This is a genomic window from Myxococcus sp. RHSTA-1-4, from assembly GCF_020037125.1.
In the GTDB taxonomy this organism is placed as follows: Bacteria; Myxococcota; Myxococcia; order Myxococcales; family Myxococcaceae; genus Myxococcus.
This window is the reverse complement of sequence record NZ_JAIQDG010000006.1, coordinates 322,101-345,881: the sequence shown is the minus strand read 5'-3', so window position 1 is coordinate 345,881 and position 23,781 is coordinate 322,101. Positions and strand designations below refer to the sequence as shown.

17 protein-coding genes are annotated in these 23,781 nt (G+C 71.1%); 7 read left to right on the top strand and 10 right to left on the bottom strand.

Annotated features, from left to right (window positions below; genetic code table 11):
* Nucleotides 1–62: 62 nt before the first annotated feature.
* The gene (locus K8638_RS12140) at nt 63–977 is read right to left on the bottom strand and encodes a flagellar motor protein MotB (RefSeq protein WP_223754645.1); all 915 of its coding nucleotides are present in this window, start codon (nt 975–977) and stop codon (nt 63–65) included.
* Between the two features lie 261 nt (nt 978–1,238).
* Between K8638_RS12140 and K8638_RS12135 the strand changes: the two genes are divergently transcribed.
* Entirely contained in the window at nt 1,239–3,716 is a 2,478-nt protein-coding gene (locus K8638_RS12135; protein WP_223754644.1) for an ABC transporter permease, read from the top strand.
* A gap of 30 nt (nt 3,717–3,746) precedes the next feature.
* On the opposite strand, the gene K8638_RS12130 is transcribed toward K8638_RS12135, so the two are convergent.
* Complete coding sequence (locus tag K8638_RS12130; RefSeq protein ID WP_223754643.1) at nt 3,747–5,678, bottom strand: ABC-F family ATP-binding cassette domain-containing protein; 1,932 nt, start codon at nt 5,676–5,678, stop codon at nt 3,747–3,749.
* An 84-nt stretch (nt 5,679–5,762) separates the two neighbouring features.
* The gene (fusA, locus tag K8638_RS12125) at nt 5,763–7,877 is read right to left on the bottom strand and encodes an elongation factor G (RefSeq protein ID WP_223754642.1); all 2,115 of its coding nucleotides are present in this window, start codon (nt 7,875–7,877) and stop codon (nt 5,763–5,765) included.
* 163 nt (nt 7,878–8,040) lie between these two features.
* On the opposite strand from fusA, the gene K8638_RS12120 reads away from it, so the two are divergent.
* Both K8638_RS12120 and K8638_RS12115 read left to right on the top strand, forming a co-directional pair.
* Nucleotides 8,041–8,403, top strand: coding sequence for a nuclear transport factor 2 family protein (locus K8638_RS12120; RefSeq protein WP_223754641.1), 363 nt, complete (start codon nt 8,041–8,043; stop codon nt 8,401–8,403).
* 50 nt (nt 8,404–8,453) lie between these two features.
* Nucleotides 8,454–8,789, top strand: a complete 336-nt coding sequence (locus tag K8638_RS12115) for a hypothetical protein (RefSeq protein WP_223754640.1) — start codon at nt 8,454–8,456, stop codon at nt 8,787–8,789.
* On the opposite strand, the gene sthA is transcribed toward K8638_RS12115, so the two are convergent.
* From sthA to K8638_RS12100, 3 genes are read right to left on the bottom strand one after another with little or no spacing between them, the layout of a single operon-like run.
* Nucleotides 8,773–10,176, bottom strand: a complete 1,404-nt coding sequence (gene sthA, locus K8638_RS12110; protein ID WP_223754639.1) for a Si-specific NAD(P)(+) transhydrogenase — start codon at nt 10,174–10,176, stop codon at nt 8,773–8,775. The two genes, K8638_RS12115 and sthA, sit on opposite strands and share 17 nt — an antisense overlap.
* A 37-nt stretch (nt 10,177–10,213) precedes the next feature.
* The gene (locus tag K8638_RS12105) at nt 10,214–11,026 is read right to left on the bottom strand and encodes a pseudouridine synthase (protein WP_223754638.1); all 813 of its coding nucleotides are present in this window, start codon (nt 11,024–11,026) and stop codon (nt 10,214–10,216) included.
* A gap of 56 nt (nt 11,027–11,082) precedes the next feature.
* The gene (locus tag K8638_RS12100; protein ID WP_223754637.1) at nt 11,083–11,298 is read right to left on the bottom strand and encodes a hypothetical protein; all 216 of its coding nucleotides are present in this window, start codon (nt 11,296–11,298) and stop codon (nt 11,083–11,085) included.
* A gap of 140 nt (nt 11,299–11,438) precedes the next feature.
* Between K8638_RS12100 and K8638_RS12095 the strand changes: the two genes are divergently transcribed.
* Nucleotides 11,439–12,431, top strand: coding sequence for a DUF1028 domain-containing protein (locus K8638_RS12095; RefSeq protein ID WP_223754636.1), 993 nt, complete (start codon nt 11,439–11,441; stop codon nt 12,429–12,431).
* Nucleotides 12,432–12,535: 104 nt separating this feature from the next.
* On the top strand, nt 12,536–12,784 hold the full coding sequence (locus K8638_RS12090; protein WP_223754635.1) for a hypothetical protein: 249 nt from the start codon (nt 12,536–12,538) through the stop codon (nt 12,782–12,784).
* A gap of 108 nt (nt 12,785–12,892) precedes the next feature.
* Here the strand turns inward: K8638_RS12090 and K8638_RS12085 are convergent, their stop codons facing one another.
* From K8638_RS12085 to K8638_RS12075, 3 genes are all read right to left on the bottom strand, one after another.
* Nucleotides 12,893–13,366, bottom strand: a complete 474-nt coding sequence (locus tag K8638_RS12085) for an SMI1/KNR4 family protein (RefSeq protein WP_223754634.1) — start codon at nt 13,364–13,366, stop codon at nt 12,893–12,895.
* A gap of 2 nt (nt 13,367–13,368) precedes the next feature.
* A complete protein-coding gene (locus K8638_RS12080; RefSeq protein ID WP_223754633.1) occupies nt 13,369–13,782 on the bottom strand; it encodes a hypothetical protein in 414 nt (137 codons plus the stop codon).
* A gap of 457 nt (nt 13,783–14,239) precedes the next feature.
* Complete coding sequence (locus K8638_RS12075) at nt 14,240–14,962, bottom strand: RNA methyltransferase (protein WP_223754632.1); 723 nt, start codon at nt 14,960–14,962, stop codon at nt 14,240–14,242.
* Nucleotides 14,963–15,198: 236 nt separating this feature from the next.
* Between K8638_RS12075 and K8638_RS12070 the strand changes: the two genes are divergently transcribed.
* On the top strand, nt 15,199–20,940 hold the full coding sequence (locus K8638_RS12070; RefSeq protein WP_223754631.1) for an alpha-2-macroglobulin: 5,742 nt from the start codon (nt 15,199–15,201) through the stop codon (nt 20,938–20,940).
* Nucleotides 20,941–20,974: 34 nt separating this feature from the next.
* Nucleotides 20,975–23,347: a penicillin-binding protein 1C gene (gene pbpC, locus K8638_RS12065; protein ID WP_223754630.1), complete on the top strand. Its 2,373-nt coding sequence runs from the start codon at nt 20,975–20,977 to the stop codon at nt 23,345–23,347.
* Nucleotide 23,348: 1 nt separating this feature from the next.
* Here the strand turns inward: pbpC and K8638_RS12060 are convergent, their stop codons facing one another.
* Complete coding sequence (locus K8638_RS12060) at nt 23,349–23,762, bottom strand: thiol-disulfide oxidoreductase DCC family protein (protein WP_223754629.1); 414 nt, start codon at nt 23,760–23,762, stop codon at nt 23,349–23,351.
* Nucleotides 23,763–23,781: the final 19 nt, after the last annotated feature.

The following is a 23,781-nucleotide window of genomic DNA, read 5'->3' as shown; positions in this document are numbered from 1 at the left end:
GAAGGGTGGGCGCCTCGCTTCAATCCCCGAGAAGGGGAGCGCGAGGCGCCACCGGTACCGCCTCAGTCCACCTTGGAGGTGGAGAACGACGCGCCGCCGACGAAGCGGAAGGTGGGCGTGTCCATGCCCGCGCCCACGCCCGGGCCGCCCATGACGTAGAGGTCCAGCCAGGACAGGGCGTGCTTGCGGATGGCCAGCAGCAGCTCGGCGCCCACGCGCCCCCCTTGCAGCGGGACGCCCACCAGCGCGCTCACCTCGCCGCGCGTCGAGTCGCCGGCCCGGGACGTCACCGTGCCCGCCAGCCGCAGCTCGTTGCCGATGACGTCCTTCGCATCGCCCGAAATCGCGCCCAGGTCCTGCCTCTTGCGCAGCAGGACCCCGGCCTCGGCGCCCACCTGCCAGGTCTCGGCGAGGAAGCCGAACTGCAGGCGGGGATGGACGGCGTAGTCGTCACGCGCCAGCAATTCCTGGCTGCCCACCGGCAGCGCCGCGCTGACGTCCGCCGCCACCTGGAGGCCGAAGTCCTGACGCAGGAGCGCCGTGCGCAGGCCCAGCCACGGCGTCCCCATTCCCGCGCCCGTGGGAGGGGGGACGTCCATGTGGGGCTCTCCGCCCTGCTGGACGATGTAGGGCACCTCCGCGGCCACCTCGAGCCAGGGCAGCACGCCGTAGGCGGCCGTCACGTCCATGGTGAAGCGGTTCTCCACCAACCCGGTCGAACCGCCCGGCTCCCAGCGCGTCTGGAAGATGAAGGGCAGCGACTCGTAATGGCCCTGCACCGCCACGCGCAGCGTGCCCTGGGGCAGCGTGCGGCCGGTGCCGACCATCAGCGAGCCGAGCGCCGCCGGGTCCAGCTTCAGGCGCTGGAGGTTGAAAGTGGGCAGCCGGTGCGCCTGGGCCTCCGCCGCGGTGGAGCCGAGGAGCAGGGCCAGTGAGGACACGGCGGAGAGCAGGGCGCGCGGAGGGCGGAACAGCACGGCGACTCCTTCAATGAATGACAGCTCGAATGCGGCCCCGAAAAGGGGGAACCAGTCGCACGGCCGGACAAGGGGCGCAAGCGCAACCGGATTTCACTCACACGGGGAAAGTATCGCGGCGCATGCGAGTGAAGACCTTGACGTGCGAAGCATTCGGACTCTCCGCGTTTTGCGGTAAAAGCCATTTTCGCCGGAGCGGGCTTGGAATCGTGCAATGGGGTGGGGGGCCGTTCGTAGGCCGGACACCGCAAGGGGTGCTCCGTGTCCGTCCTGGTCGATGACCTCCGCTTCGCCGTCCGGCTGTTGCTCAAGAGCCGGGGCTTCACGCTCGTCTCCGTGCTGACGCTCGCCCTGGCCATCGGGGCGAATACCGCCATCTTCAGCGTCGTGTATGGGGTGCTGCTGCGCCCGCTGCCCTATCCGGACTCGCACCAACTGGTGCAGGTCCTCCGGAGGGACCCGAAGGGGGAGGGGCCCTCGCAGGCCGTCGCGCACTATTCGTGGTTGTCGTCCGGCCAGGCCCCGGTCTTCTCCCACGTGACGGCCTACGAGGTGCTCCCCAGTGGCTTCAACCTGGTGGGGGAGGGGCTTCCGGAGCGGCTGGCCGGCATCCGGGTGACGGGGAGCTTCTTCGACACGTTCGGCGTGCGGCCGGAGCTGGGACGCGGCTTCCTTCCGGAGGAGGACGTGCCGGGCGGCGCGCCCGTGGTGGTCATCAGCCATGGCTTCTGGCAGCGGCGCTTCGGGGGCGCTCCGGACGTCGTCGGCAAATCCCTGACGCTCAATGACAAACCCTACACGGTGGTGGGCGTGGCGCCCGCGGGCTTCCGCTACCCGGACAACGTGCAGCTCTGGTCGCCCCTGCAGCTGGACCTCGCCAACGAGGACAACTCCAACTATCTCCTGGTGACAGGGCGCCTGAAGGCGGGCGTCACGTCCGGCGCGGTGGAGGCGAACCTCTCGGCGCTGAGCCGCCGCATGCGCGACGAGAAGCCGCTCCTCATGGAGGCGCAGGAGTCCTTCGTGGCGCGGGAGCTGCGCGCGTTCCTCGCGGGGGACCTGCGGCTGGCGCTCTGGGTGCTGCTGGGCGCGGTGGCGCTGGTGCTGCTCATCGCCTGCGTCAACCTGGCGAACCTGCAGCTCGCGAGGGCGGCGGCGCGGCAGCGGGAGCTGGTGGTGCGCGCGGCCCTGGGGGCGGCGCCGGGGCGGCTGGTGCGGCAGCTCCTCACGGAGAGCCTGCTGCTGTCCCTCGCGGGCGGCGGGCTGGGGCTGGCGCTGGCCACGGCCGTGCTGCCGGCGCTGCTGGCCATGGCCCCCGAGACGCTGCCGGGGATGCCGTGGGCGGGGCTGGCCGGCGCGGAGGTGGAGGTCAGCGGCGCGGTGCTGGCCTTCACCCTGGGCGCGTCGCTGCTGACGGGCCTGCTGTTCGGGCTGCTGCCGGCGTGGCAGGCGTCGCGGCCGGACCTGCAAGGGGCGCTGCGGGAGGGCGCGCAGCGGGCCACCTCCGGTCCCGGTGGGGGGCGCACGCGGCGGCTGCTGGTGGTGGGGCAGGTGGCGCTGGCGGTGGTGCTGCTGGTGGGCGCGGCGCTGCTCATCCGTGGCTTCGCGGCGCTCAACGACACGGCCCCGGGCTTCGACCCGCGCAATGTCCACGCGTTGCGCCTGTCGCTGCCGGAGGCGCGCTACGCGGACCCCTCCGCCCTGGAGCGCTTCGCGAACCAGGTGGTGGAGCGGGTGGCGGCGGTGCCGGGGGTGGAGGCGGTGGGCTTCGCGTCCGCGCTGCCCATGGGGCTCGGCCCCAGCATGGAGTTCGCAATCGAGGGCAGGTACGAGGGCCGGCAGGACGGGCCCGGCGTGGGGGGAGGCCAGTTCCGCCCGGTGTCGGCCGGCTACTTCCAGGCGCTGGGCATCGGCCTGGTGCGAGGCCGGCTGCTCGCGGCGACGGACGTGGCGGGCGCCGAGCCGGTGGTGGTCATCAACGAGACGGCGGCGCGCAAGTACTGGCCGGGCGAGGACCCCATCGGCCAGCGCCTGCGTGTGGCCCACTCGGTGCCCGCCATCCGGGACAACGTGCCGCGCACGGTGGTGGGGGTGGTGAAGGACGTGCGGGAGAACGGGCTCGCCGAGGACACCCCCGTGGTCCTCTACGTCAGCCTGGGGCAGGTGTCGCCGAACCTGAATGCCATGCTGGTGCGCATGCTGCCGCAGAACCTCCTGGTGCGCGCCGCCAGCCCGCACGCGTCGCTGGTCAGCTCCGTGCAGCGCGAGCTGTGGGCGGTGGACGCGCAGCAGCCGGTGATGGAGACGTTGAAGCTGGAGGACCACGTGGAGCGCTCGCTGGGCTCGGACCGCTTCAACATGGTGCTGCTGGGGCTGATGGCGGCGCTCGCCCTGGTGCTGGCGGCGGTGGGCATCTACGGCGTGCTGTCCTACCTGGTGAGCCAGCGCACGCGGGAGATGGGCGTGCGGCTGGCGCTGGGGGCCCCGCGCGGCGAGGTGGTGCGGTTGGTGCTGCTCCAGGGCCTGGGCTCGGTGGGGCTCGGCGTGGCGCTGGGCGTGATGGGGGCGTGGGGGCTGACGCGGGTGGTGGAGGGCATGGTGCACGGGGTGAGCGCGCTGGACCCGCTGGCCTTCTGTGCCGCGCCGCTGCTGCTGCTGGGCGTGGGCCTGGTGGCCACGTGGGTGCCGGCGCTGCGCGCCTCGCGCGTGGACCCCATCATCGCCCTCAAGTACGACTGAAGGCGCGGGCGGGGCGGGGGGCCGCCGCGCCTACGCCGCGCCGCCCGCCGCCAGGTCCTGCAGCTCCTGCCACCGGGCGTACAGCCGGTCCACCTCCGCGGCGGTGGCCTCCAGCTCCTTGTTGACCTCCGCCACCTTGGGGCCGTTGCTGTACACCGCCGGGTCGGCGAGCTGGGCCTCCAGCGCCGCCTTCTTCGTCTCGGCCGCTTCAATCGCGGCCTCCATGCCGTCCAGCTCGCGCTGCTCCTTGTAGGAGAGCTTCCCCGGCTTGCGTGCCGCCTTCGGGGCGGCAGGCGGCTCCTCCTTCTTCGGCGCGGGCTTCGCGGCCGGGGCCGCCGCGGCCGCCTGCGCCTCTGCCTGCTCCTTCAGCCGCCGGTACATCGCGTAGTTGCCCTCGTACCGGACGACACGGCCGTTGCCCTCGAAGGTGAGGATGCTGGTGGCCACCTTGTCCAGGAAGTACCGGTCGTGCGTGACGAGCAGCGTGCTGCCGCCGAAGTCCAGCAGCAGCCGCTCCAGGATGTTGAGCGTGACGATGTCCAGGTCGTTGGTGGGCTCGTCCAGCACCAGCACGTTGGCGCCCTCCAGGAACAGGCGCGCCAGCAGCAGCCGGTTGCGCTCTCCGCCCGACAGCGCCTTCACCTTCATGCGCTGCATGGGCACGGGGAAGAGCAGGTCGTCCAGGTAGTCGCGCAGGGCCACCTTCTGGTCGCCCAGGATGACCTGGTCCTCGCCCTGTGAGGCCGCGTCGTACACCGTGGACTCCAGGTCCAGCTGCGCGCGCTGCTGGTCGTAGTACGCCACCTTCGTGTTCTTCCCGATGACGAGCTTGCCGCCGTCCGGGGGCGTCTCGCCCAGCAGCACGCGCAGGAAGGTCGTCTTGCCCACGCCGTTGGGCCCCACCAGGCCCACGCGCTCGCCGCGCTGGAGCCGGAAGTCCACGCCGTCCAGTACCTTCCTGTCTCCGAAGGACTTCTGGAGCCCCTCCGCCTCGATGACGGTGTGCCCCAGCCGGGGCGCCGCCGCCACGCGCAGGTCCGCCACCTTGGGCCGCTGGAAGCCCTTCTCCGCCATCAGCTTCTGCGCCCGGTCGATTCGCGCCTTGCTCTTGGTGCGGCGTGCCTCGGGGCCCCTGCGCAGCCAGGCCACCTCCTGCGCAATCCAGCGCTCGCGCTTGTGCTGCGCCAGCGCCGCGTTCTCCTGGGCCACCAGCTTCTGCTCCAGGTAGGCCTGGTAGTTGCCGGGGTACGACGTCAGGCCCTCGCCGGGCTGGATTTCGACGATGCGGTCCACCAGCCCGTCCAGGAAGTACCGGTCGTGCGTGACGAGCAGCAGCGCCCCGGGCAGCTTGTCCAGCTCCTCCTCCAGCCAGTCCACCGTGTCCGCGTCCAGGTGGTTGGTGGGCTCGTCCAGGAGCAGCAGGTCCGGCCGCGTCAGCAGCGCCCGGGCAATGGCCACCCGCTTGCGGAGGCCGCCGGACAGCTGCGCCACCGGCCGGTCCCAGTCCTTCACGCCCAGCCTGTCCAGCAGCGTCTTGGCGTGGTGCTCGGTGTCCCAGCCGCCCATCTGTTCAATCCGGTCGCTCAGCGCGGCCATCTGCTCCAGCAGCTTGTCGTGCGCGTCCGGGGGGGCGGACTCCAGCCGCTTCGCCAGCTCGGCGTGCGCGGCCAGCGCCTCCTTCAGCGGGCCCTGGGACACGGACAGCTCCGAGGCCACGGTGGCGCCCTCGGGGAACTCCGGCTCCTGGGGCAGGTAGGTGACGCGGGCGCCACGGCGGAGCTGCAGCTCACCCGTGTCCGCCCTGGCGGCGCCGGCGAGAATCTTCATCAGCGACGACTTGCCGGAGCCGTTGACGCCCACCAGGCCCACGCGCTCGCCCTCTTCGATGGTGAAGGTGAGGCCCTGGAAGACAGTCCTGCTGCCGAAGCTGAGCTGGACGTTGGCGGCACGAAGCAGCGTCACGGTGTGGACTCCCGAAAAGGCGAAAGGCGCCCCTCACTGAAGAGGAGCGCCTTCCTTACCGCCAGAGTGCGGCGGATGCGTGGACTACTTGCGGGCCGCCTGCTCCGCGGCCTGCTTCTCCTTGTACGCGGCCATCAGGGCCTCGGACTCGTTGCGCGGCACCGGCGAGTACTTCGCGAACTCCATCGTGTACTCACCCTTGCCCTGGGTGGCGGAGCGCAGGTCCGTGGAGTAGCCGAACATGGTGTTCAGCGGCACCTCGGCCACCGCCGTCACGTAGCCCTCGGCGGTCTCCGTGGAGAGGATGGTGCCGCGGCGCTGGTTGAGCTGACCCACCACGGAGCCCTGGAACTCCTCGGGCGCCTGGACCTCCACCTTCATGATGGGCTCGAGGATGACCGGCTTGGCGGCGGCGTAGCCCTCGCGGAAGCCCATGATGGCGGCCGTCTTGAACGCCATTTCGGACGAGTCCACCGCGTGGAAGGCGCCGTCGTTGATGACCACGCGCACGCCCACGACGGGGAAGCCGATGAGGCTGCCCTTCTTGATGGCCTCCTGGAAGCCCTTGTCGCAGGCCGGGATGAACTCGCGGGGGATGGAGCCGCCGACGATGTCATCCACGAACTCGTACTGCTGCACCGCGTCCGACGGCAGCGGCTCGAGGTAGCCGCACACGCGCGCGAACTGACCGGAACCACCGGTCTGCTTCTTGTGCGTGTAGGCGAACTCGCCCTTCTGGCTGATGGTCTCGCGGTACGCCACCTGCGGCTTGCCCGCCACGACCTCGCAGTTGTACTCGCGCTTCATGCGCTCGATGTAGATCTCCAGGTGCAGCTCACCCATGCCGCGGATGATGGTCTGCCCGGACTCCTCGTCACGCTGCACGCGGAAGGTGGGGTCCTCCTTCGTGAAGCGGTTGAGGGCCTTGGAGAAGTTGGCCAGCGCGGAGCGGTCCTTCGGGGCCACGGCGAGCGCGATCACCGCGTCCGGCACGTGCATGGACGTCATCGTGTAGTTCACGGTGCCGTCGGTGAACGTGTCGCCGGAGGCGCACTCGATGCCGAACAGCGCGACGATGTCGCCGGCGGTGGCATCGTTGATGTCGTGCATCTCGCTGGCGTGCATGCGCACGATGCGAGGAACCTTGACCTTCTTCTGGTTCGACTGGTTGACGATGAAGTCACCCTTCGTCACGCGGCCCTGGTAGACGCGCATGTAGGTGAGCTGGCCGTAGCGGCCGTCCTCCAGCTTGAACGCCAGACCGACGAAGGGCTTGTTCGGGTCGGACTCGAGGACGACCTTCGCCTCGTTGTTCTTCTGGTCCAGCGCCTCGTTCACCGCCTCCTTGGGGTTGGGGAGGAAGTTGCAGACGGCGTTGAGGAGCAGCTGCACGCCCTTGTTCTTGTAGGCGGAGCCGCACATCACCGGCGTCATCTTCAGGGCGATGGTGGCCCGGCGGATGGCGGCGAGGATGACGTCGTTCGGGATGGGAGCGTCGGACAGGAACAGCTCGCCCAGCTCGTCGTCCACCTCGGCCACGAGCTCGATCATCTGCTGGCGGCGCGACTTGGCCTCATCGACCAGCTCCGCGGGAATCTCCTCCTCGCGGACGGTCTCTCCGCTCTCACCGTCGAAGTAGTACGCCTTCATGGTGATGAGGTCGACCAGGCCCTTGAAGCGGTCCTCGGCGCCAATGGGCAGCTGCATCTTCACCGGGTGGTGGTTCAGCTTCTCCTTCAGCTGGGCGGCCACGCGGTCATAGTTCGCGCCGGCGCGGTCCATCTTGTTGACGAACGCGATGCGCGGAACGCGGTAGCGCTTCATCTGCCGGTCCACGGTGATGGACTGGGACTGCACGCCGGACACGGAGCAGAGCACCAGGATGGCGCCGTCGAGGACGCGCAGGGAGCGCTCCACCTCGATGGTGAAGTCCACGTGTCCCGGGGTGTCGATGAGGTTGATGTTGTGGTCGCCCCACATCGCGTACGTGGCGGCGGACTGGATGGTGATGCCCTTCTCACGCTCCAGGTCCATCGAGTCCATCACCGCGCCCACGCCGTCCTTGCCGCGGACCTCGTGGATCTCGTGGATCTTGCCCGTATAGAAGAGGATGCGCTCAGAGAGCGTCGTCTTGCCCGAGTCGATATGGGCGGAGATACCAATGTTACGAATCTTCTCGATGGGTGCGTTGGCGGCCACGATCCGGTCCTTCTTGATTGAAAAGTGCCTGAGGGAACAGAGCAGGCGGGGCCCTTACTTCCCACGGGACTGAGTTTCCAGCCAAATCCACATGACGGTGGGCTGCCTGCTCCCACCTATGCCTACAAAAACGGCGTCCTACCCTTTCGGGGGTCTCCTAACCATGAGTGCGAGCGAAAACTTCTCCTTGGCCCGAGCCTGGCTGCACGCTTTCAACACCCACGACGTGGACGCCCTGGTGGCACTCTATGCCGAGGATTGCACCCACACCTCCCCGAAGATTCGGGTGCTCCACCCGGAGACGGGGGGGCGGCTGATCGGCCGGCCGGCGCTGGCGAAGTGGTGGCGGGAGGCCATCGCCCGGCTGCCGGGCCTGCGCTACGAGGAGACGGCCCTCACGGCGGACGACACCCGCGTCTTCATGGAGTACCTGCGCCACGCGCCCGGTGAGGCCCCCATGCCGGTGGCGGAGGTGCTGGAGGTGCGCGGCGGGCGGATTGTCGCCTCGCGCGTGTACCACGGCTGAAATGGGCTAGGGTGCCGCCGTCCCGCGGCGCCCCCATGAGGAGGACGGACATGGCGAAGAAACCTGGCTCCCCCGCCGACGCCGGCGCCTTCGAGAGGGACTTCGGCTACCTGCTGCCGTTCCTCGACAAGGTGGCGGCCGCCGCCTCCGGGCTGCAGGACGCCGCGGCCCGCGAGGAGCTGACGCGGCTGATGGCGGAGGAGAAGGTCCGCTGGCAGCGCATCCGGGAGCTCCTGGGGGGCGCCGGGGCCCGCGCGGCGGCTCCGGCCCCGGCGCAGCCCACGGATGGGGCACCGTCCCTGGCGCGGGCCTCGGCGGACAACATCCACCGCGTGGCGCCGACGGCGGCGGGCCTCACGGTGGGGAGCCTCAAAGGCGCGCGTTGAGCTGAGCCAGCGCGTCGAAGGTGGCCGTCTTGTAGGCCTCCGACAGCGTGGGGTAGTTGAAGCACGTCTCCACGAAGAGGTGCGCGGTGGCGCTGGTGAGCATCGCCGTGAGGCCCACGTGCACCAGCTCCGAGGCCTGCTCGCCCAGGACGTGGACGCCGAGCACCTTGAGGCTCTCCCGGTGGAAGAGCAGCTTCAGCAGGCCGTGCGTGTCACCGATGATTTGACCGCGCGGGTTGCTGGCGAAGGTGGCGCGGCCGGCGACGTAGGGCACCTGCTGCTTGCGCAGGGACTCCTCCGTCTCGCCGGCCATGGAGACCTCGGGGATGGTGTAGATGCCGTACGGCAGCACCGGCGCCAGGGTGCGCGTGGTGCCCAGGCCGAAGGCGTGCTCCACGGCGATGCGGGCCTGGTCCATGGAGGTGGAGGCCAGCGCGGGGAAGCCGATGACGTCTCCCACCGCGTAGAGGTGGGGCACCGCCGTCTGGAACGTGGGGCCCACCTCCACCTGGCCGCGCGAGCCCACCTTCACGCCGAGCGCCTCCAGCCCCAGGCCCTTCGTATTGGCCGAGCGGCCGGAGGCCACCAGCACCTGGTCCGTCTCCAGCACCTCGCCGGAGGAGAGCGTCATCCGCACGGGCGCATCCGGGGCCGGGGGCGCGTCCACCTTCTCCACCGTCTGGCCGAAGCGGAGCTGGACACCGAGCGCCTCCATGCGCCGGCCGAGCAGCGCGGACATCTCGTCGTCGAGGAAGGGCAGCAGCTCCGGCTTCACCTCCACCAGCGTCACGGGGATGCCCAGCGCGGCGAACATGCACGCGTACTCGCAGCCGATGACGCCGCCACCCACCACCACCAGCGAGCGCGGGAGCTGGCCGAGGTCCAGCACCTCGTCCGAGTCGTGCACGCGCGGGTCGCCGAAGGGGTACAGCGGCGGCCGGTAGGGGGACGAGCCGGTGGCCACCAGGATGACGGAGCCGGTGAGCCGCCGCTCCGGCGCGCCCTCCCGGCGCACCGCCACCGTGTGGGCGTCCACCAGCGAGCCGGTGCCCTGGACGATTTCCACGCCGTGGCGGGCGAGGTTGCGGAGGATGCGCTCGCGCTCGATGCCCTTCACGCGGCGCTCGCGGTAGAGGAAGTCGGACACGGTGGCCTCGTGGCGCAGCGTGGTCTCCACGCTGTAGAGGCCACGGGCCTTGAAGCCGGACAGGTGGAGCGCCGTCTCGCGCAGCGTCTTGGAGGGAATGGTGCCGGTGTTGGCCGCCGTGCCGCCGGGGACCGGCTCACGCTCCACCACCACCACGCGCTTGCCCGCCAGCGCCGCCCGCACCGCGCCCCACTCTCCGGCGGGGCCGGAGCCAATCACCACCAGGTCGAAGTCCGCCATGGGGGCGACGCTAGACGAGCCCGCGAGGGCTTTGAAGTCACTCCGGGTGGCCCGGTGTCGCGGCGCCGCGTCCCTCGTACCGCAGCCCCTCGCGGACCTCCTCGTCGCCGAGGAGCCGGAAGGTGCCCTCGGGGATGTCCAGCTCGATGCCGCCCACGGCCTCGCGGTGGAGCGCGCGCACGGGCAGGCCCACGGCGCCGAGCATCCGCTTCACCTGGTGGTGGCGGCCCTCGGTGAGCGTCACCTCCACGGTGTGCTCGTCGCGGACCACGACCTTCGCGGGGCGCGCCGGCCCGTCGTCCAGCGTCATGCCCCTGCGCAGGGGCTCCACGCGCGCGTCGTCCGCGGTGCTGAACACCCTGGCCACGTAGCGCTTGGGCAGGCGCGTGTCCGGGGACGTGGCGTGGGCCACCAGCTTGTCGTCATTGGTGAAGAGCAGCAGGCCGGTGGAGTCCACGTCCAGGCGGCCCACGGCATGCCATGAGTAGCCGGCCAGCTCCGGCGGGAGCTGGGGCAGCAGCACCTCGAAGACGGTGCCGGTGCGGTGCTGGCGCTCGGTGGAGGTCAGCACGCCCGCGGGCTTGTGGAAGGCCAGCACGCGCGTGGGCGGCGCGCCCACCGGCACGGGCTTTCCGTCCACCTTCACGACGGCGCCCGGGGGCACCGGGGCGAGCGGCATCTTCGCCACGCGGCCGTTGATGGTGACGCGGCCGGCGCGGATGGCCGTCTCCGCCTCTTCCTGGGGGAACACGCCCGCGCGGGCCAGCGCGCGCGACAGCCAGTCCGGCTTCTCCTTGCCCTCCCAGCGCTTGTGCTGCGGTGTCTTCGGCTTCTCGGGCTTGTGGGACATGGCGCGGCACTGTACCCGTCCGGGCCGGGCGGGACAGCGCTTGTGACAGGAGGGGGCTACTTGCGCGGAGGCCGGCTCGGGTCCTCGCCCTCGGCGGAGCCGGGCGTCTTCCCGGGCTCGCCCTGGGGCACCCGGCGCTCCTTGTCCAGCCCTCCGCCCTCGGCCGTCTTCGGCGTGCGCTTCGGCTCGTTCTCCGGAGGCGCCTCGCGCTTCGTGCCGCGGCCGGGCTCCTCGCCGCCAATCTCCATCGACTCGTAGGGCATGTGGTCCATGCGCGTCCTCCTCAAAGGGGGTGCCGGCCTCCGGCTACCCGGGGAAGGTAGGGACACTTCCGGCCCGTGACGCCCCGGGCCTTGCGGCCGCACGCCGGGTCGCTCACCCTCCAGGCCCCTCGCTGGGAGGTCTCATCCTCATGCTGCGTCTTGCCGCCTGCCTCGTCCTGCTCGCGCTCCCCGCCCTGGCCGCCGAGCCGGCTCCGGTTCCCCGCCGCCCCGTGCACACCTACTCCATCGTCGCCCGTGACCCGGCGACGGGGGAGATGGGCGTGGCCGTGCAGTCCCACTGGTTCTCCGTGGGCTCCACCGTCCCGTGGGCCGAGGCCGGCGTGGGCGCCGTCGCCACCCAGTCCTTCGTGGACCCGTCCTACGGGAAGCTGGGCCTCGAATTGATGCGCGCGGGCCGCGCCGCCCCGGACGCGCTGAAGGGGTTGCTCGCGGCGGACCACGCCAGCGGCGTGCGGCAGGTGGCGATGATTGATGCCCAGGGCCGCGCCGCCGCCCACACGGGGGAGAACTGCATCGCCGCCGCCGGCCACGCCGCCGGTGAGGGCTTCTCCGTCCAGGCCAACATGATGGAGCGCGACACCGTGTGGCCCGCCATGGCGAAGGCCTTCCGCGAGTCGAAGGGCGACCTGGCCGAGCGAATGCTCGCCGCGCTCGAGGCCGCCGAGGCGCAGGGGGGCGACATCCGCGGAAAGCAATCCGCCGCCCTCATCGTCGTGGCCGCGAAGCCCTCGGGCCGCCCGTGGCAGGACCGCCGGTTCGACCTGCGCGTGGACGATGCTCCGGAGCCCCTCAAGGAACTGCGCCGGCTCGTCACCCTCCAGCGCGCCTACAACTTCATGAACGAGGGTGACCTCGCCATCGAGCGCAAGGACACGGACGGCGCCCTCGAGGCGTACTCGGCGGCGGAGAAGCTCGCGCCCGGGAACGCGGAGATGGTGTTCTGGCACGCCATCTCCCTGGTGGGAGTGGGCCGCGTGGACGAGGCCCTGCCGCTCCTCCAGCGCACGTACAAGGCGGACCCTCGCTGGCGGGAGCTGGTCACCCGGCTGCCGAAGGCGGGCCTGCTCCCGGACGACCCGAAGCTCCTGTCCCGGTTGACGGGCGCGAAGCCCGCGAAGTAGCGCGGGGCGGGGCGCCGGGCGGGCGCACGCTCCATGCCCGGCCCAGAGGGTAGTGCGCTTGTGGACATCTCCCGGGATGACGACGTTCCCAGGGAGAGGTGACCATGCGCACGACACTGGCTCCGTTGCTCACGCCGGTACTGGCCTTCGCCCAGACGCCCATGCAGGGCCCCATCGAGCAGGAGCCCTCCCGCAGCCCGCTGTTCTGGTACTGGGTGGTGCTGCTCGTGGCGGCGGCGCTCGTCTTCGCATGGAGCGCGGTGCGGATTTCCCGCCGACGCCGCGGACCGCCTTCCGGCCCTGGCACGCCGGGGACGGGCGGTCAGGGGCCGCGGACTCCGCGCACTGTCTAGGGGCGCTGGTAGGTCGGCCGGGAGGAATCCACCAAGGGGCCATTCGTCAGCCCAGGGCCGCTCCCAGGGCGGGGAGGTGGACACTTGAAGGAGGGCTTGGTGGAGGTTTCACTTCCCCAGCCAGTAGAGGCTGCGGCGGGTGCGCAGCACCTGCTCCAGGAACTCCGAGAAGGAACTGGCGACCTGCTTGCAGTAGGCCGGGTCCGGCCACGCCTCGTGGTCACCATCGAACAGGGGGTAGCGACCATTCTCCTGTCGGGCCACGTCCACAAGCACGTAGTTGCCGTCCTGCACGTCGCAGAGCGCGTACACCGAAGCCGGACCCCACTTGTTGTCGTCCTCGCTGTAGATAGCTACCCGTGCCCGAACGATCTTCGATAGCGGGAGGATACGGTAGGGGGTATCCGGCAGCCGCTCAATCAGCTCCGCCCCATTGCAGTGCAGGTAGAACGCGCGCAGGTCCGGGTCCAGCTTCCAGCCCATCCGGTGCTCGAACGCATTGATTTCTTCGGGGGTGGCGGGCGGATGCGGAAAGTGCTCGCGGGAGACCTCTTCGAGCAGGCTGCTTACGGGCGTGGCCATCGTCAGTTGTCCGAGTAGGGCAGGTTGGGCCCTACTGTATTCCAGGGAGCCTGACCGCCGTAGCAGGCGGGGTACGCCTTGTTGAAGACGGTATGCACCCTCGGCTCAACGGGGATGATGTTGCTGGGGTCCACTGGATCGCCACCGTGATGAAGGTCCCGGATGTGGTGCCCGGGCCAGGCCACGCCCTCTTCTTCAGGCCAGTCGCCGAACCTCTTGCTCCAGTCCCTCCGGAAGGATGTCCGGAAGTTCTCCCATCTCCTACGCTCATCCTCCTTCTTGTCCGGCGACAGCTTGGGATAATCGCAGCAGCAGTGAAAGATGCCGTAGCGGCTACCGGCTTTAACGGGGAGCGGTGGGACGACGAGGCGCCCTTCCCAATCCAGCTTGATGTCGGCCAGCCACATGCAGCCCATGACCCGGGCGCACTCCCGCTGGCACGTTCGCATGAACTCCTACCTGCACTGCCAGGGGTCGTAGAAGAGGGTCGTCTTCATTCGTCCGCCGAGCACTGGAATCCAGGGCAGCTCTTTCTTCGTCGCGGGGTTGACCCCTGGTGATGGCTCGAAACCAGACCCGCCCGTCCCGTGAGTTGTAGAGCACCCAGCGAGAATCGCGACCAGCACAGTCGTCGAGCGCAGATTCAATGGAGATTCCTCCTGGCGTTGGCTTGCTTCAGCAGGGCCATCCCGAAGTTACTTGAAGGGCCTGACAGCTCATGAACTCGGGCTGATGGGAACGTCATGTTGCTGGGGCGGAACGAGGTGGCTCCCTTCGGAGGAGAGGTGCTCGGCGTCGAAGGTGGCCATCAACTTGCGCTTGCCGACCCTCTCGAAGGGGTTCTCCAGGCCGTTGTTGGTCCACCCAGGCTGGCTAACCCGAAGTCAGCTTCTTGCGGACGGTGTGGAGCGCGGCCAGCCACAGCCGCGCTTCCTTCCGGGTCAGCCGTGAGCGGCGCAGCGGCGCGAACAAGTCCCTCAGCGCTGTACGCCCCGGCTGCTCATCCACCAGGAACCCGCCGGCACCCAGCATGGTGTCGAGCGCGGACTCCACCTGCGCCAGCTCCGCGTCCGTGGCCGCGGCGGGCAGGGGACCCGGTGGCGGCGCGCTGGCCGCCAGCGTCGCCACGCGCACCTCGTAGGCGTACAGCAGCACGGCCTGGGCCAGGTTGATGGAGGGCTGCTCGGGCGCGGTGGGCACTGCGGACAGGTCATGGCAGCGCTCCACCTCCGCGTTGGTGAGCCCGCTGCGCTCGTCTCCGAACACCAGCGCCACGGGCCCCTGCGGCGCGCGGGCGACCAGCTCCTCGCCCACGGCGCGTGGGGAGAGCCGGCGCTTGCCCTCCACCTTCCGCGAGCTGGTGCCCACCACCCAGACGCAGTCGGCCACGGCCTCCTCGAGCGTGCTCGCGCGCCGGGCCGCGTCCAGCACATCCTCTGCGTGGACGGCCAGCCTTCGCGCCGGGCCCAGGTCCTCCACCTCCGGCGTCACCCAGACCCAGTCGGACAGGCCGCAGTTCTTCAGTGCCCGGGCCGCGGCACCGAGGTTCTCCGCGTTGCGCGGGCGCATGAGGACGAAACGGACGGGCAGCACCATGGGCCGCGCACATTAACGCCTTCCCGTCTCCCCGCGCCCCCTATAGCCTGCCGCCATCGACGTCTTCGCGGGGAGCCCGGTGCCACGAGGGGTGTGGCCTCCCGGACACCCTGTGGGCCCGGTGACGCATGGGGGGCGCGTCCAAGCCGCGGGCAGTCGACCACGGTCCTCCCTCACGCGGCATGCGCAGCCCCGGCACGCCGCATGAAATACAGCTGGCACCTTCCGGAGGAACCATGGGTTCGCAGTCCGTCGTCACGCACAGGGCACCTCGCGCCAGCCGCGCGCGCTGGCTCCTCGCGGCGCTGTGGGTGGGCGCCACGCTCGCGGGTTGCAAGCAGGAGCCAAAGCCCGCGACGCCCCCCGCTCCCTCGCAGCCGGTCGCCACGACGGCCCCCTCCGCCGTCACGGATGCGGGCACCACCACGGCCTCCGCACCGCCCACGCCCGAGGCGCTGACGCCCGTCATCCACGAGCTCGCCGCCGAGGGCACCGTCCCCGAGGGCATCGTCATCGAGTTCCCCCGCCCGGTGGTCCCCCCGGACGGCGAGGTGAAGAAGGGCACCGTCCTCACCATCACCCCGCACGTGCCCGGAAGCCTGTCCTGGCGCTCCCAGTCCACGCTCGCCTTCACCCCGTCGGCCCAGGGCTTCGACTTCGGCACGCAGTACACCGTCATCCTGGAGTCGCTGGAGACGGAGGCGGGCGTGGTGAGGCCGGCCTCCGCGGGGGCGTGGACGCACCGCTTCACCACCCCGGCCTTCCGCTTCGTCCGCCTCGCGCCCCGGCAGTTGGACCTGCTCAAGGGGCGCGTGGAGGTGGACGCCGTCTTCTCCGGCCCGGTGGACCTCAATGCCGTGCGCTCGCGGGGCACCTTCCAGGTGGAGGGCCAGCCCATCTCCGACGTGAAGTGGCGCACCGTCCCCAGCGCGCGCAACGTCCTCACCGCGCAGCTCGCCCACCCGCGCCTCAAGCCCGCCGCCACCGTGCGCTTCGCCCTCCAGGCGGGGCTGACCGCCGCGGGCCGCACGGAGGCCACGGCTCCCGCCGGAGAGGCTTCCTTCGAGCTGCGCGCCGGCAAGCGGCTGGACATCACCCATGTCTCCCTGCGGGAGGGCTCCACCGGCCACTACCTGGAGGTGAACTGCCGTGACGTGGAGGCCGGCGCTCCCGCCAGCCCGCACGACGCCGGGGAGTACGACGAGTACTACTGGGATGACCGCAACAAGGGCTGTGTGTTGGATGACAGCGTGGCGGCGGACGCCATCCACCTGACGCCGCCGGTGAAGTTCTCCATCGCGCCGTCCCGCCGGGGCTTCCGCATCTTCGGTGACTTCAAGCGCGGGCCCGCCTCGCTGCGCATCGACGCCGGCACGCCCTCGGTGGGTGGCGGCACGCTGCTGTCTCCCTACGTGCACGCCTTCTCCGTGCCCGCGCGCCAGCCGCAGGTCTCCTTCGCCACCTCCGGCCGCTACCTGCCGCGCAGCGCGTGGCGCAACCTGCCCTTGCAGCACCTCAACCTGGACTCGGTGGAGCTCACCGTCCGCCACGTGCCGCCGGAGAACCTCGTCTTCTGGATGAGTGACGACCGCACGGAGACCGCCGACGAGCGCACCTCCAACGTGATTGCGAAGCGCGTGCTGCCCCTGAAGTCCCCGCCGGACACCCTCACCACCACCTACGTGGACGTGGCCAGCCTCGTGCCCGCCACCACCAAGGGCCTGGTGGAGCTCTCCGCGCGGAAGGACCGCTGGCAGGCCGCCTCCCGCATCCTCCTCACCAACCTGAGCCTCGTGGCCAAGCGCGGCGGGCCGGAGCGCGGCTCCAACGACAGGGGTGAGGTGTGGGTCTGGGCGCTGGGCATGGAGAGCACCGAGCCGCTGTCCGGCGTGGAGGTGACGCTGGTGAAGAAGAGCGGCCAGGCGGTGGCCCGCTGCACCACGGTGGGGACGGACGGCTGCCGGCTGAAGGTGCCTCCGGCCGACGTGGACCCCAGCGAGCCCTTCGCCCTCATCGCCCGTGACGGCGAGGAATTGACGTACCTCAAGTACAGCGAGCTGAAGACGGAGATCGCCAACTCGGACGTGCAGGGCGAGCCGTACCGCGCGGAGAAGCCGTACCGCGCCTCCCTCTGGTCGGACCGTGGCGTGTACCGCCCCGGCGACACCGCGCACGTGGCCGCGGTGCTGCGCGGGCAGGACGACAAGGCACCGCCCGCGGGCATGCCGGTGGAGCTGGTGGTGATGGACCCGCGTGAGCGCGAGCTGCGCAAGGTGCCGCTGAAGACGAACGAGGCGGGCGCGGTGGCGCTGGACGTGCCCTTCGAGGCCTTCCAGGACACCGGCAGCTACCGCGTGACGCTGAAGGTGGCGGACCGCGACGTGGCCACCTACAGCCTCAGCGTGGAGGAGTTCGTCCCCGAGCGCATGAAGGTGACGGCGCGCGCGGAGAAGGAAGGCTACGTGCAGGGCGAGGAGGTGCCCGTCGCGGTGGAGGCGGCCTACCTCTTCGGCGGCTCGGCCGAGGGCAGCCCGGTGGAGCTGACGTGCCGGCTGGTGCCCTCCGAGTTCAAGCCGAAGGAGAACGCGCAGTACGCCTACGGCGTGTGGCGCCAGGACGGCAAGGAGCCCCGGCCCGTCACGCTGGGACAGGTGAAGGGCACGCTGGACGAGAAGGGCCAGGCGCTGCTGCGCTGCCCGGCGCAGGCGTCCACGGGCGGCTTCCGGGGCGCGGCGAAGCTGACGGCGCTGGCCAGCGTCTTCGAGTCCGGCAGCGGCCGCTCCACGGTGGGCGACGCCACCGCGCTGGTGCACCCCGAGCCGTACTACGTGGGCCTCCAGGCCACCACGCGCAAGGTGAAGGCCGGCAAGCCCTTCACGGTGAATGGCGTGGTGGTGGACTGGGACGGGAAGCTGCTCGCGGCCGGAGGCAAGGCTCCGAAGTCCGTGGACGTGGAGTACGTCCGCCTGGAGGAGGAGTACGGCTACTACTACGACGAGTCGGAGGGCTACGAGCGCTACCAGCGCTACCTGCGCCCGCTGCGCGAGGGGCGCACCACGGTGGCGGTGAAGGACGGCCGCTTCACGGTGGAGGTGACGCCGGGCGCGGACGCCGCGGGCTACCTGGTGCGGGTGAGGGCGGGCGCGACGCAGACCGACCTCGAGCTGGAGGGCGAGGGCCGCTACTACTGGTGGGGCGAGGACTCGCGCGTGGACCAGACGCCGCGCCCGCTCAAGCCGACGTCGCTGGACGTGGCGCTGCCGGCGAAGGCGCGCGTGGGCCAGGCCGTCGCGGTGAAGCTGAAGGCCCCGTACAAGGGCCGGATGCTGCTCACCGCGGAGACGGACCGCGTGCTCGCCGCCGAGTGGAAGGCCGTGGAGCCCGGTGAGGTGACGTGGAGCTTCACGCCGTCGGGCTTCGCGCCCAACGTCTACGTGAGCGCCTTCCTGGTGAAGGACCCGCACCTGGAGTCGGCCGAGGCCTTCATGCCGGACCGCGCCTTCGGCGTGGCCAGCGTGCCGCTGGAGCCGGTGGACTACACGCAGGCGGTGACGATGAACGTGCCCAAGGAGGTGCGCTCCAACGACACCCTCACGGTGGACCTGGAGCTGGGCGCGCTGGAGGGGCCCACCTTCGCCACGGTGGCGGTGGTGGACGAGGGCATCCTCTCCCTCACGCGCTTCCAGAGCCCTGACCCGCTGAAGCAGCTCTTCACCAAGCGCGCGCTGGGCGTGGACACGTATGAGACCATCGGCTGGACGCTGCTGGTGCCTCCGGGGGGCAACTCGCGCTCCACGGGTGGTGACGGCGAGGGGAGCGCCGCCGGCCGCGTGCAGCCCGTCAAGCCCGTGGCGCTGTGGAGCGGGCTGGTGCCGGTGCCGGCCAACGGCAAGCTGCGCGTGCCCTTCAAGCTGCCCCAGTACCGTGGCGCGGTGCGGGTGATGGCGGTGACGGTGGGGCCTCAGCGCGTGGGCCGCGCCAGCGCGCAGGTGCTGGTCCGCGACCCGCTGGTGCTCCAGGCCACGCTGCCGCGCTTCCTCACGCAGAACGATGAAATCCAGGTGCCCGTCTTCGTCACCAACCTGTCCGGCAAGGCGCAGGACGTGAAGGTGACGCTGGCCACCGAGTCGCTCCCGGTTCCCGGGCTGGCGCAGCCCGCGGCGGCCGGCTCGCCCGTGCAGTTGCTGGGGAAGAACGAGGGCCGCGTCCGGCTGGAGGACGGGAAGTCCTCCACCTTCGTCTTCCAGGCGAAGGCGGTGCAGGCGGTGGGGGCGGCGCGGATGACGGTGACGGTGGAGGGCGGCGGGTACACCTCGTTCGAGTCGCTGGACGTACCGCTGTCGCCCGCCGGCCCGCGCGAGCGGCGCGTGCAGCGCATCGAGCTGGCGCAGGGGACGACGGACGTCTCGAAGTACCTCCAGGGCTGGGTGCCCACCACGGAGCGCTCCACGTTCTGGGTGACGGCCAACCCGTATGCGCAGTCGCTCCAGCACCTCTCGTACCTCGTGCAGTACCCGTACGGGTGCGTGGAGCAGACGACGTCCTCCACCCGGCCGCTGCTGTTCGTGTCGGAGCTGCTGGACGACGTGGACCCCACCCTCACGAAGGGCAGGGACGTGGGGGACATGGTGCTGGCGGGCATCAACCGCGTCCTCTCCATGCAGACGCCGTCGGGCGGTTTCGCCTACTGGCCGGGCCAGACGACGCCGGTGGATTGGGGCACGGCCTACGCCACGCACCTGCTGCTGGACGCGCAGAAGCTGAAGTACCCCGTGCCGCAGGACCGGCTGGACGACGCCCTCACGTGGATGGGCAACGAGCTGAACAACGCCGAGGGCCGCACCCAGCGCCACGGCGGCTACAGCGAGAGCTCCGAGGCGTACATGCACTACGTGCTCGCGCTGGGCGGCAAGGGGCGCAAGGCACGCGTGCAGAAGATGGTGGACACCCTGGCCGAGCGCGCGAAGCGGGGCACGCTCTCGGGAGAGGAGCGCGAGCAGGACTACATGCTCAAGGCCGCGCTGTGGCTGGCTGGTGACCGCCGCTACGAGAAGGAGCTGCGCAGCCCGGACCTGTCGCCCGTCACCGACGAGCGGAAGAACAACTGGTCCTTCTACTCGGACCGGCGGCGCCGGGGCTTCATGCTGAGCACCTTCCAGGACCTGTTCGGCAATGACCCCGCGGGCGAGCCGCTGGCGCGCATGGTGGCCGAGGCGCTCCAGGCGCAGCCCAGCGGCTGGTACACGACGCAGGAGCTGGTGTGGGGCATCACCGGCCTGGGCAAGCGGCTCCAGGGCGCGTCCTCCAACTTCTCGCCGCCGGTGCTGACGGCGGACGGCAAGGTGGTGGCGCCCACGCAGGAGAAGGAGGCGCGCGCGTCGGACCGCACGTGGGCGCTGGCCCGCGCCAGTGAGCGCAAGGGGCTCCAACTGGAGGTGAAGTCCAAGGACGAGGGGAAGCTGTACCTCATCCTCAGCAGCGAGGGCGTGCGCTCGGACGGGCAGGCGAGGACGGGCGGCCAGGGCCTCACGGTGTCCCGCACATGGCGGAAGCTGGACGGCACGTCGCTGGACGTGCGTGGAGCGCCGCTGGCGCTCGCGGACCTGGTCTACGTGGAGCTGGAAATCACCAACACCACCTCCGAGCGCGTGCAGAACATCGCCCTGGTGGACCGGCTGCCGGCGGGCTGGGAAATCGAGAACGCGCGGCTGGGCCGGGGCGGCGGCGCATCCTGGGTGGAGGCCGACGCGCTGTGGGCGGCGGACTACGTGAACATCCGCGATGACCGCATGGAGGTCTTCGGCAGCCTGAACGCGCGCGAGTCGAAGAAGGTGGTCTACGCGGTGCGCGCGGTGACGGCGGGCTCCTTCACGCTGCCGACGGCGGAGGCGGAGGCCATGTACGACCCGCGCATGTGGGCTCGCGAGGCGGGCGGCACGGTGCAGGTGTCCGGCCCGTGGAAGGACAACCTGCTCTAGCCGGGCGCGCCCCAGGACCTGGAGCCACCAGCCCATGAGCCGTGTCCGCCGCATCGTCCGCAGGCTGGCCCTTGTCACCGTGGGACTCCTCGTCCTTGGGGCAGCGGGTGTGGCGGCGGCGTGGTGGTTGCCGCTGCCGGCCCGTCTCTCCGCACCGGCCTCGGTGGTGATGGAGTACCGGGACGGCACGCCCGCCCACGTCTTCCTCGCGCCGGACGAGCGGTGGCGCATCCCCACGGCGCCGGAGCGCGTGGACCCTGCCTATTTGCGGGCGCTGCTGGCGTTGGAGGACAAGCGCTTCTTCCTCCACCCGGGCGTGGACCCGCTCGCCGTGGCGCGGGCCGCCGTGCGCAACGTGGCGCGGGGGCGACGGGTGTCGGGCGCATCCACGCTCACCATGCAGTTGGTGCGCGTGCTGGAGCCCCGGCCGCGCACCTTCACGTCGAAGCTCATCGAGTCCTTCCGCGCGGTGCAGTTGGAGCTGCGGTTGACCAAACAGGAGGTGCTCTCGGCGTACCTCCAGTTCGTCCCCTATGGGCGCAACGTGGAGGGCGTGGAGGCGGCGGCACTGGCGTACTTCGGCCACACGGCGTCACACCTGAGCCCGGCGGAAATCTCCACGCTGCTGGCCGTGCCGCAGAACCCCAACCGTCGCTTTCCCTCGCCTGAGAATGCAGCGCGGCTGAAGGCGGCGCGGGATGGGGTGGCGCGGCGGTTGCTGGAGGACGACGCCCTGCCACGGGGCCCGGCGGAGGCCACGGTGTCGCCGGAGGCGGTGCTGGCCGAGGTGCGCGCCACGCCGGTGCCCGTGGGGCTGAGGTCCTTCCCCCGCGAAGCGCCACACGCCGCGGTGTGGCTGCGGACGCAGCACCCGGCACTGTCGAGGCTTCGCACCACGCTGGACGCGGGCACGCAGCGGATGGTGGAGCGGCTGATGCGCGACGCGGCGGGCGGGCTGGCCTCTCGCGGCATCCACAACGGGACGGCGGTGGTGGTGGAGCGTGACAGCGCGGCGGTGCTCGCGCTGGTGGGCAACTTCGACTTCTTCGACGCGGCGCACGGCGGGCAGATTGTCGGCTTCGCCACGCCGCGCTCGCCGGGCTCGGCGCTCAAGCCGCTGCTGTACGCCATGGGTATCGACCTGGGCATGGTGGGGCCGGAGCAGCTCGTGGCGGACGTACCCACGGCGTACGGCGGCTATGCGCCGCGCAACTTCGACGGCCGCTTCCAGGGGCTGGTGCGCTTGGAGTACGCGCTGTCACAGTCTCTCAACATGCCCTTCGTGCGGCTGCTGGAGCGCGTGGGCGTGGAGCGCTTCCTGGGCACGCTGCGCGCGGCGGGTGTCACCAGCCTGGTGAACGAGCCGGGCTACTACGGCCTGTCCGCGGCGGTGGGCGGCATCGAGCTGACGCCGCTGGAACTGGCGGGTGTGTACCTGGCGCTGGCGGAGGATGGCCGTGCGCCGTCGCTCCGGCTGCTGGAGGACGGCAAGCCGGCGGGGAAGCCGGCGGAGGTGCTGTCCCCGGGGGCGGCGTGGCTGACTCGCAAGGCGCTGGCGCTGAGAGACCGGCCGGACTTCCCGGAGCGCCGGCGGCTGACGGGGATGCCGGCGCGGGTGCACTGGAAGACGGGGACGAGCTTCGGGCACCGTGACGCGTGGGCCGCGGGCTCGGGGCCCCGGCACACGGCGGTGGTGTGGCTGGGGAACTTCGACCACTCGCCCAGCGTGCACCTGGTGGGGGCGGACGCGGCCGGGCCGCTGCTGTTCGACATCCTCGAAGGCGTGGGGCCGCGAGGACGCGCGCTTCCGGCGGAGGAGGATGCGCCGCCGGAGGACCTGATGCGCGTGGAGGTGTGCGCGTACTCGGGGCACCTGCCGACGGACGCGTGCGAGCAGCGCAAGTGGGTGTATGCGCGGCGCGCGGCGGTGCCCACGGGGCGCTGCCCGTATCACCAGCGTGTGGAGGTGGACGTGGCCTCGGGGCTGGCGGTGGGGCCCACGTGCCGGGCGGGGCGGAAGACGGAGTCGCGGGTGTACCTCTCGTGGCCCGCCACCATCCGCCGCTGGCTGGAGGAGCAGCACCGCCGCCTGCCGGAGCCGCCCTCGGCCGCGCCCGGCTGCGAGCCCGGTGGTGAGCGTGCGGCGCCGATGATTGTCTCTCCGGCGGACGGGCAGGTGTCCATGCTGATTCCGGGCGTACCCGCGGAGCAGCAGGAGATACCGCTGGAGGCGGAGGCGTCACACGAGCGGGCGCTGACGTGGTTCGTGGACGGGGCGCTGCTGGGCACGGCGCGCGCGGACGAGCGCGTGTGGTGGACGCCTTCGGTAGGGGCTCACGAAATCCTCGTCACCGACGACCGGGGCCTCACCGCGAAGCGGACGCTGGTGGTGCGCGAGCGGCGGTGAATCAGAGGAACCGCGCGCGCAGCTCCGGCGTGGGCATGCGGCACGCTTCCGCCTTGCCGAACCAGCGGTAGCGGTTGCGCGCGATGAAGCGGTAGACGGCGTCGCGGATGGGCGAGGGGATGACGACGAAGGCGTAGAGCAGCTTCCACGCGCCGGGCAGCTTCCGGGCCACGCGCAGGGCCGCGCTGGAGCGCTCATATACGCGCCCGTTCTCGACGAGGATGAAGCTCTGGGGCTCGGCTTCCGGCACGCGGCCCAGGGGGGCGAGCAGCGCCGCGGCCTGGGTGGACTGGAGCGCCGCGAAGCGGAAGCGCGCCGAGGGGTCCCGGTCGATGATGAAGTTCACGGCCCCATTGCAGAGGTTGCAGACGCCGTCGAAGAGCACCACCGCCGTATCCTGCTCCGCCTCACTCATCCTGGGTCTCCCCCTCGAC

Excerpts from the sequence above, each read along its gene's own strand:
- K8638_RS12120 (WP_223754641.1), top strand. The coding sequence starts at position 8,041 with ATGAGTGCGAGCGAAAACTTCTCCTTGGCCCGAGCCTGGCTGCACGCT.
- K8638_RS12115 (WP_223754640.1), top strand. The coding sequence starts at position 8,454 with ATGGCGAAGAAACCTGGCTCCCCCGCCGACGCCGGCGCCTTCGAGAGG.
- sthA (WP_223754639.1), bottom strand. The coding sequence starts at position 10,176 with ATGGCGGACTTCGACCTGGTGGTGATTGGCTCCGGCCCCGCCGGAGAG.
- K8638_RS12105 (WP_223754638.1), bottom strand. The coding sequence starts at position 11,026 with ATGTCCCACAAGCCCGAGAAGCCGAAGACACCGCAGCACAAGCGCTGG.
- K8638_RS12100 (WP_223754637.1), bottom strand. The coding sequence starts at position 11,298 with ATGGACCACATGCCCTACGAGTCGATGGAGATTGGCGGCGAGGAGCCC.
- K8638_RS12095 (WP_223754636.1), top strand. The coding sequence starts at position 11,439 with ATGCTGCGTCTTGCCGCCTGCCTCGTCCTGCTCGCGCTCCCCGCCCTG.
- K8638_RS12090 (WP_223754635.1), top strand. The coding sequence starts at position 12,536 with ATGCGCACGACACTGGCTCCGTTGCTCACGCCGGTACTGGCCTTCGCC.
- K8638_RS12085 (WP_223754634.1), bottom strand. The coding sequence starts at position 13,366 with ATGGCCACGCCCGTAAGCAGCCTGCTCGAAGAGGTCTCCCGCGAGCAC.
- K8638_RS12080 (WP_223754633.1), bottom strand. The coding sequence starts at position 13,782 with ATGGGCTGCATGTGGCTGGCCGACATCAAGCTGGATTGGGAAGGGCGC.
- K8638_RS12075 (WP_223754632.1), bottom strand. The coding sequence starts at position 14,962 with ATGGTGCTGCCCGTCCGTTTCGTCCTCATGCGCCCGCGCAACGCGGAG.
- K8638_RS12070 (WP_223754631.1), top strand. The coding sequence starts at position 15,199 with ATGGGTTCGCAGTCCGTCGTCACGCACAGGGCACCTCGCGCCAGCCGC.
- pbpC (WP_223754630.1), top strand. The coding sequence starts at position 20,975 with ATGAGCCGTGTCCGCCGCATCGTCCGCAGGCTGGCCCTTGTCACCGTG.
- K8638_RS12060 (WP_223754629.1), bottom strand. The coding sequence starts at position 23,762 with ATGAGTGAGGCGGAGCAGGATACGGCGGTGGTGCTCTTCGACGGCGTC.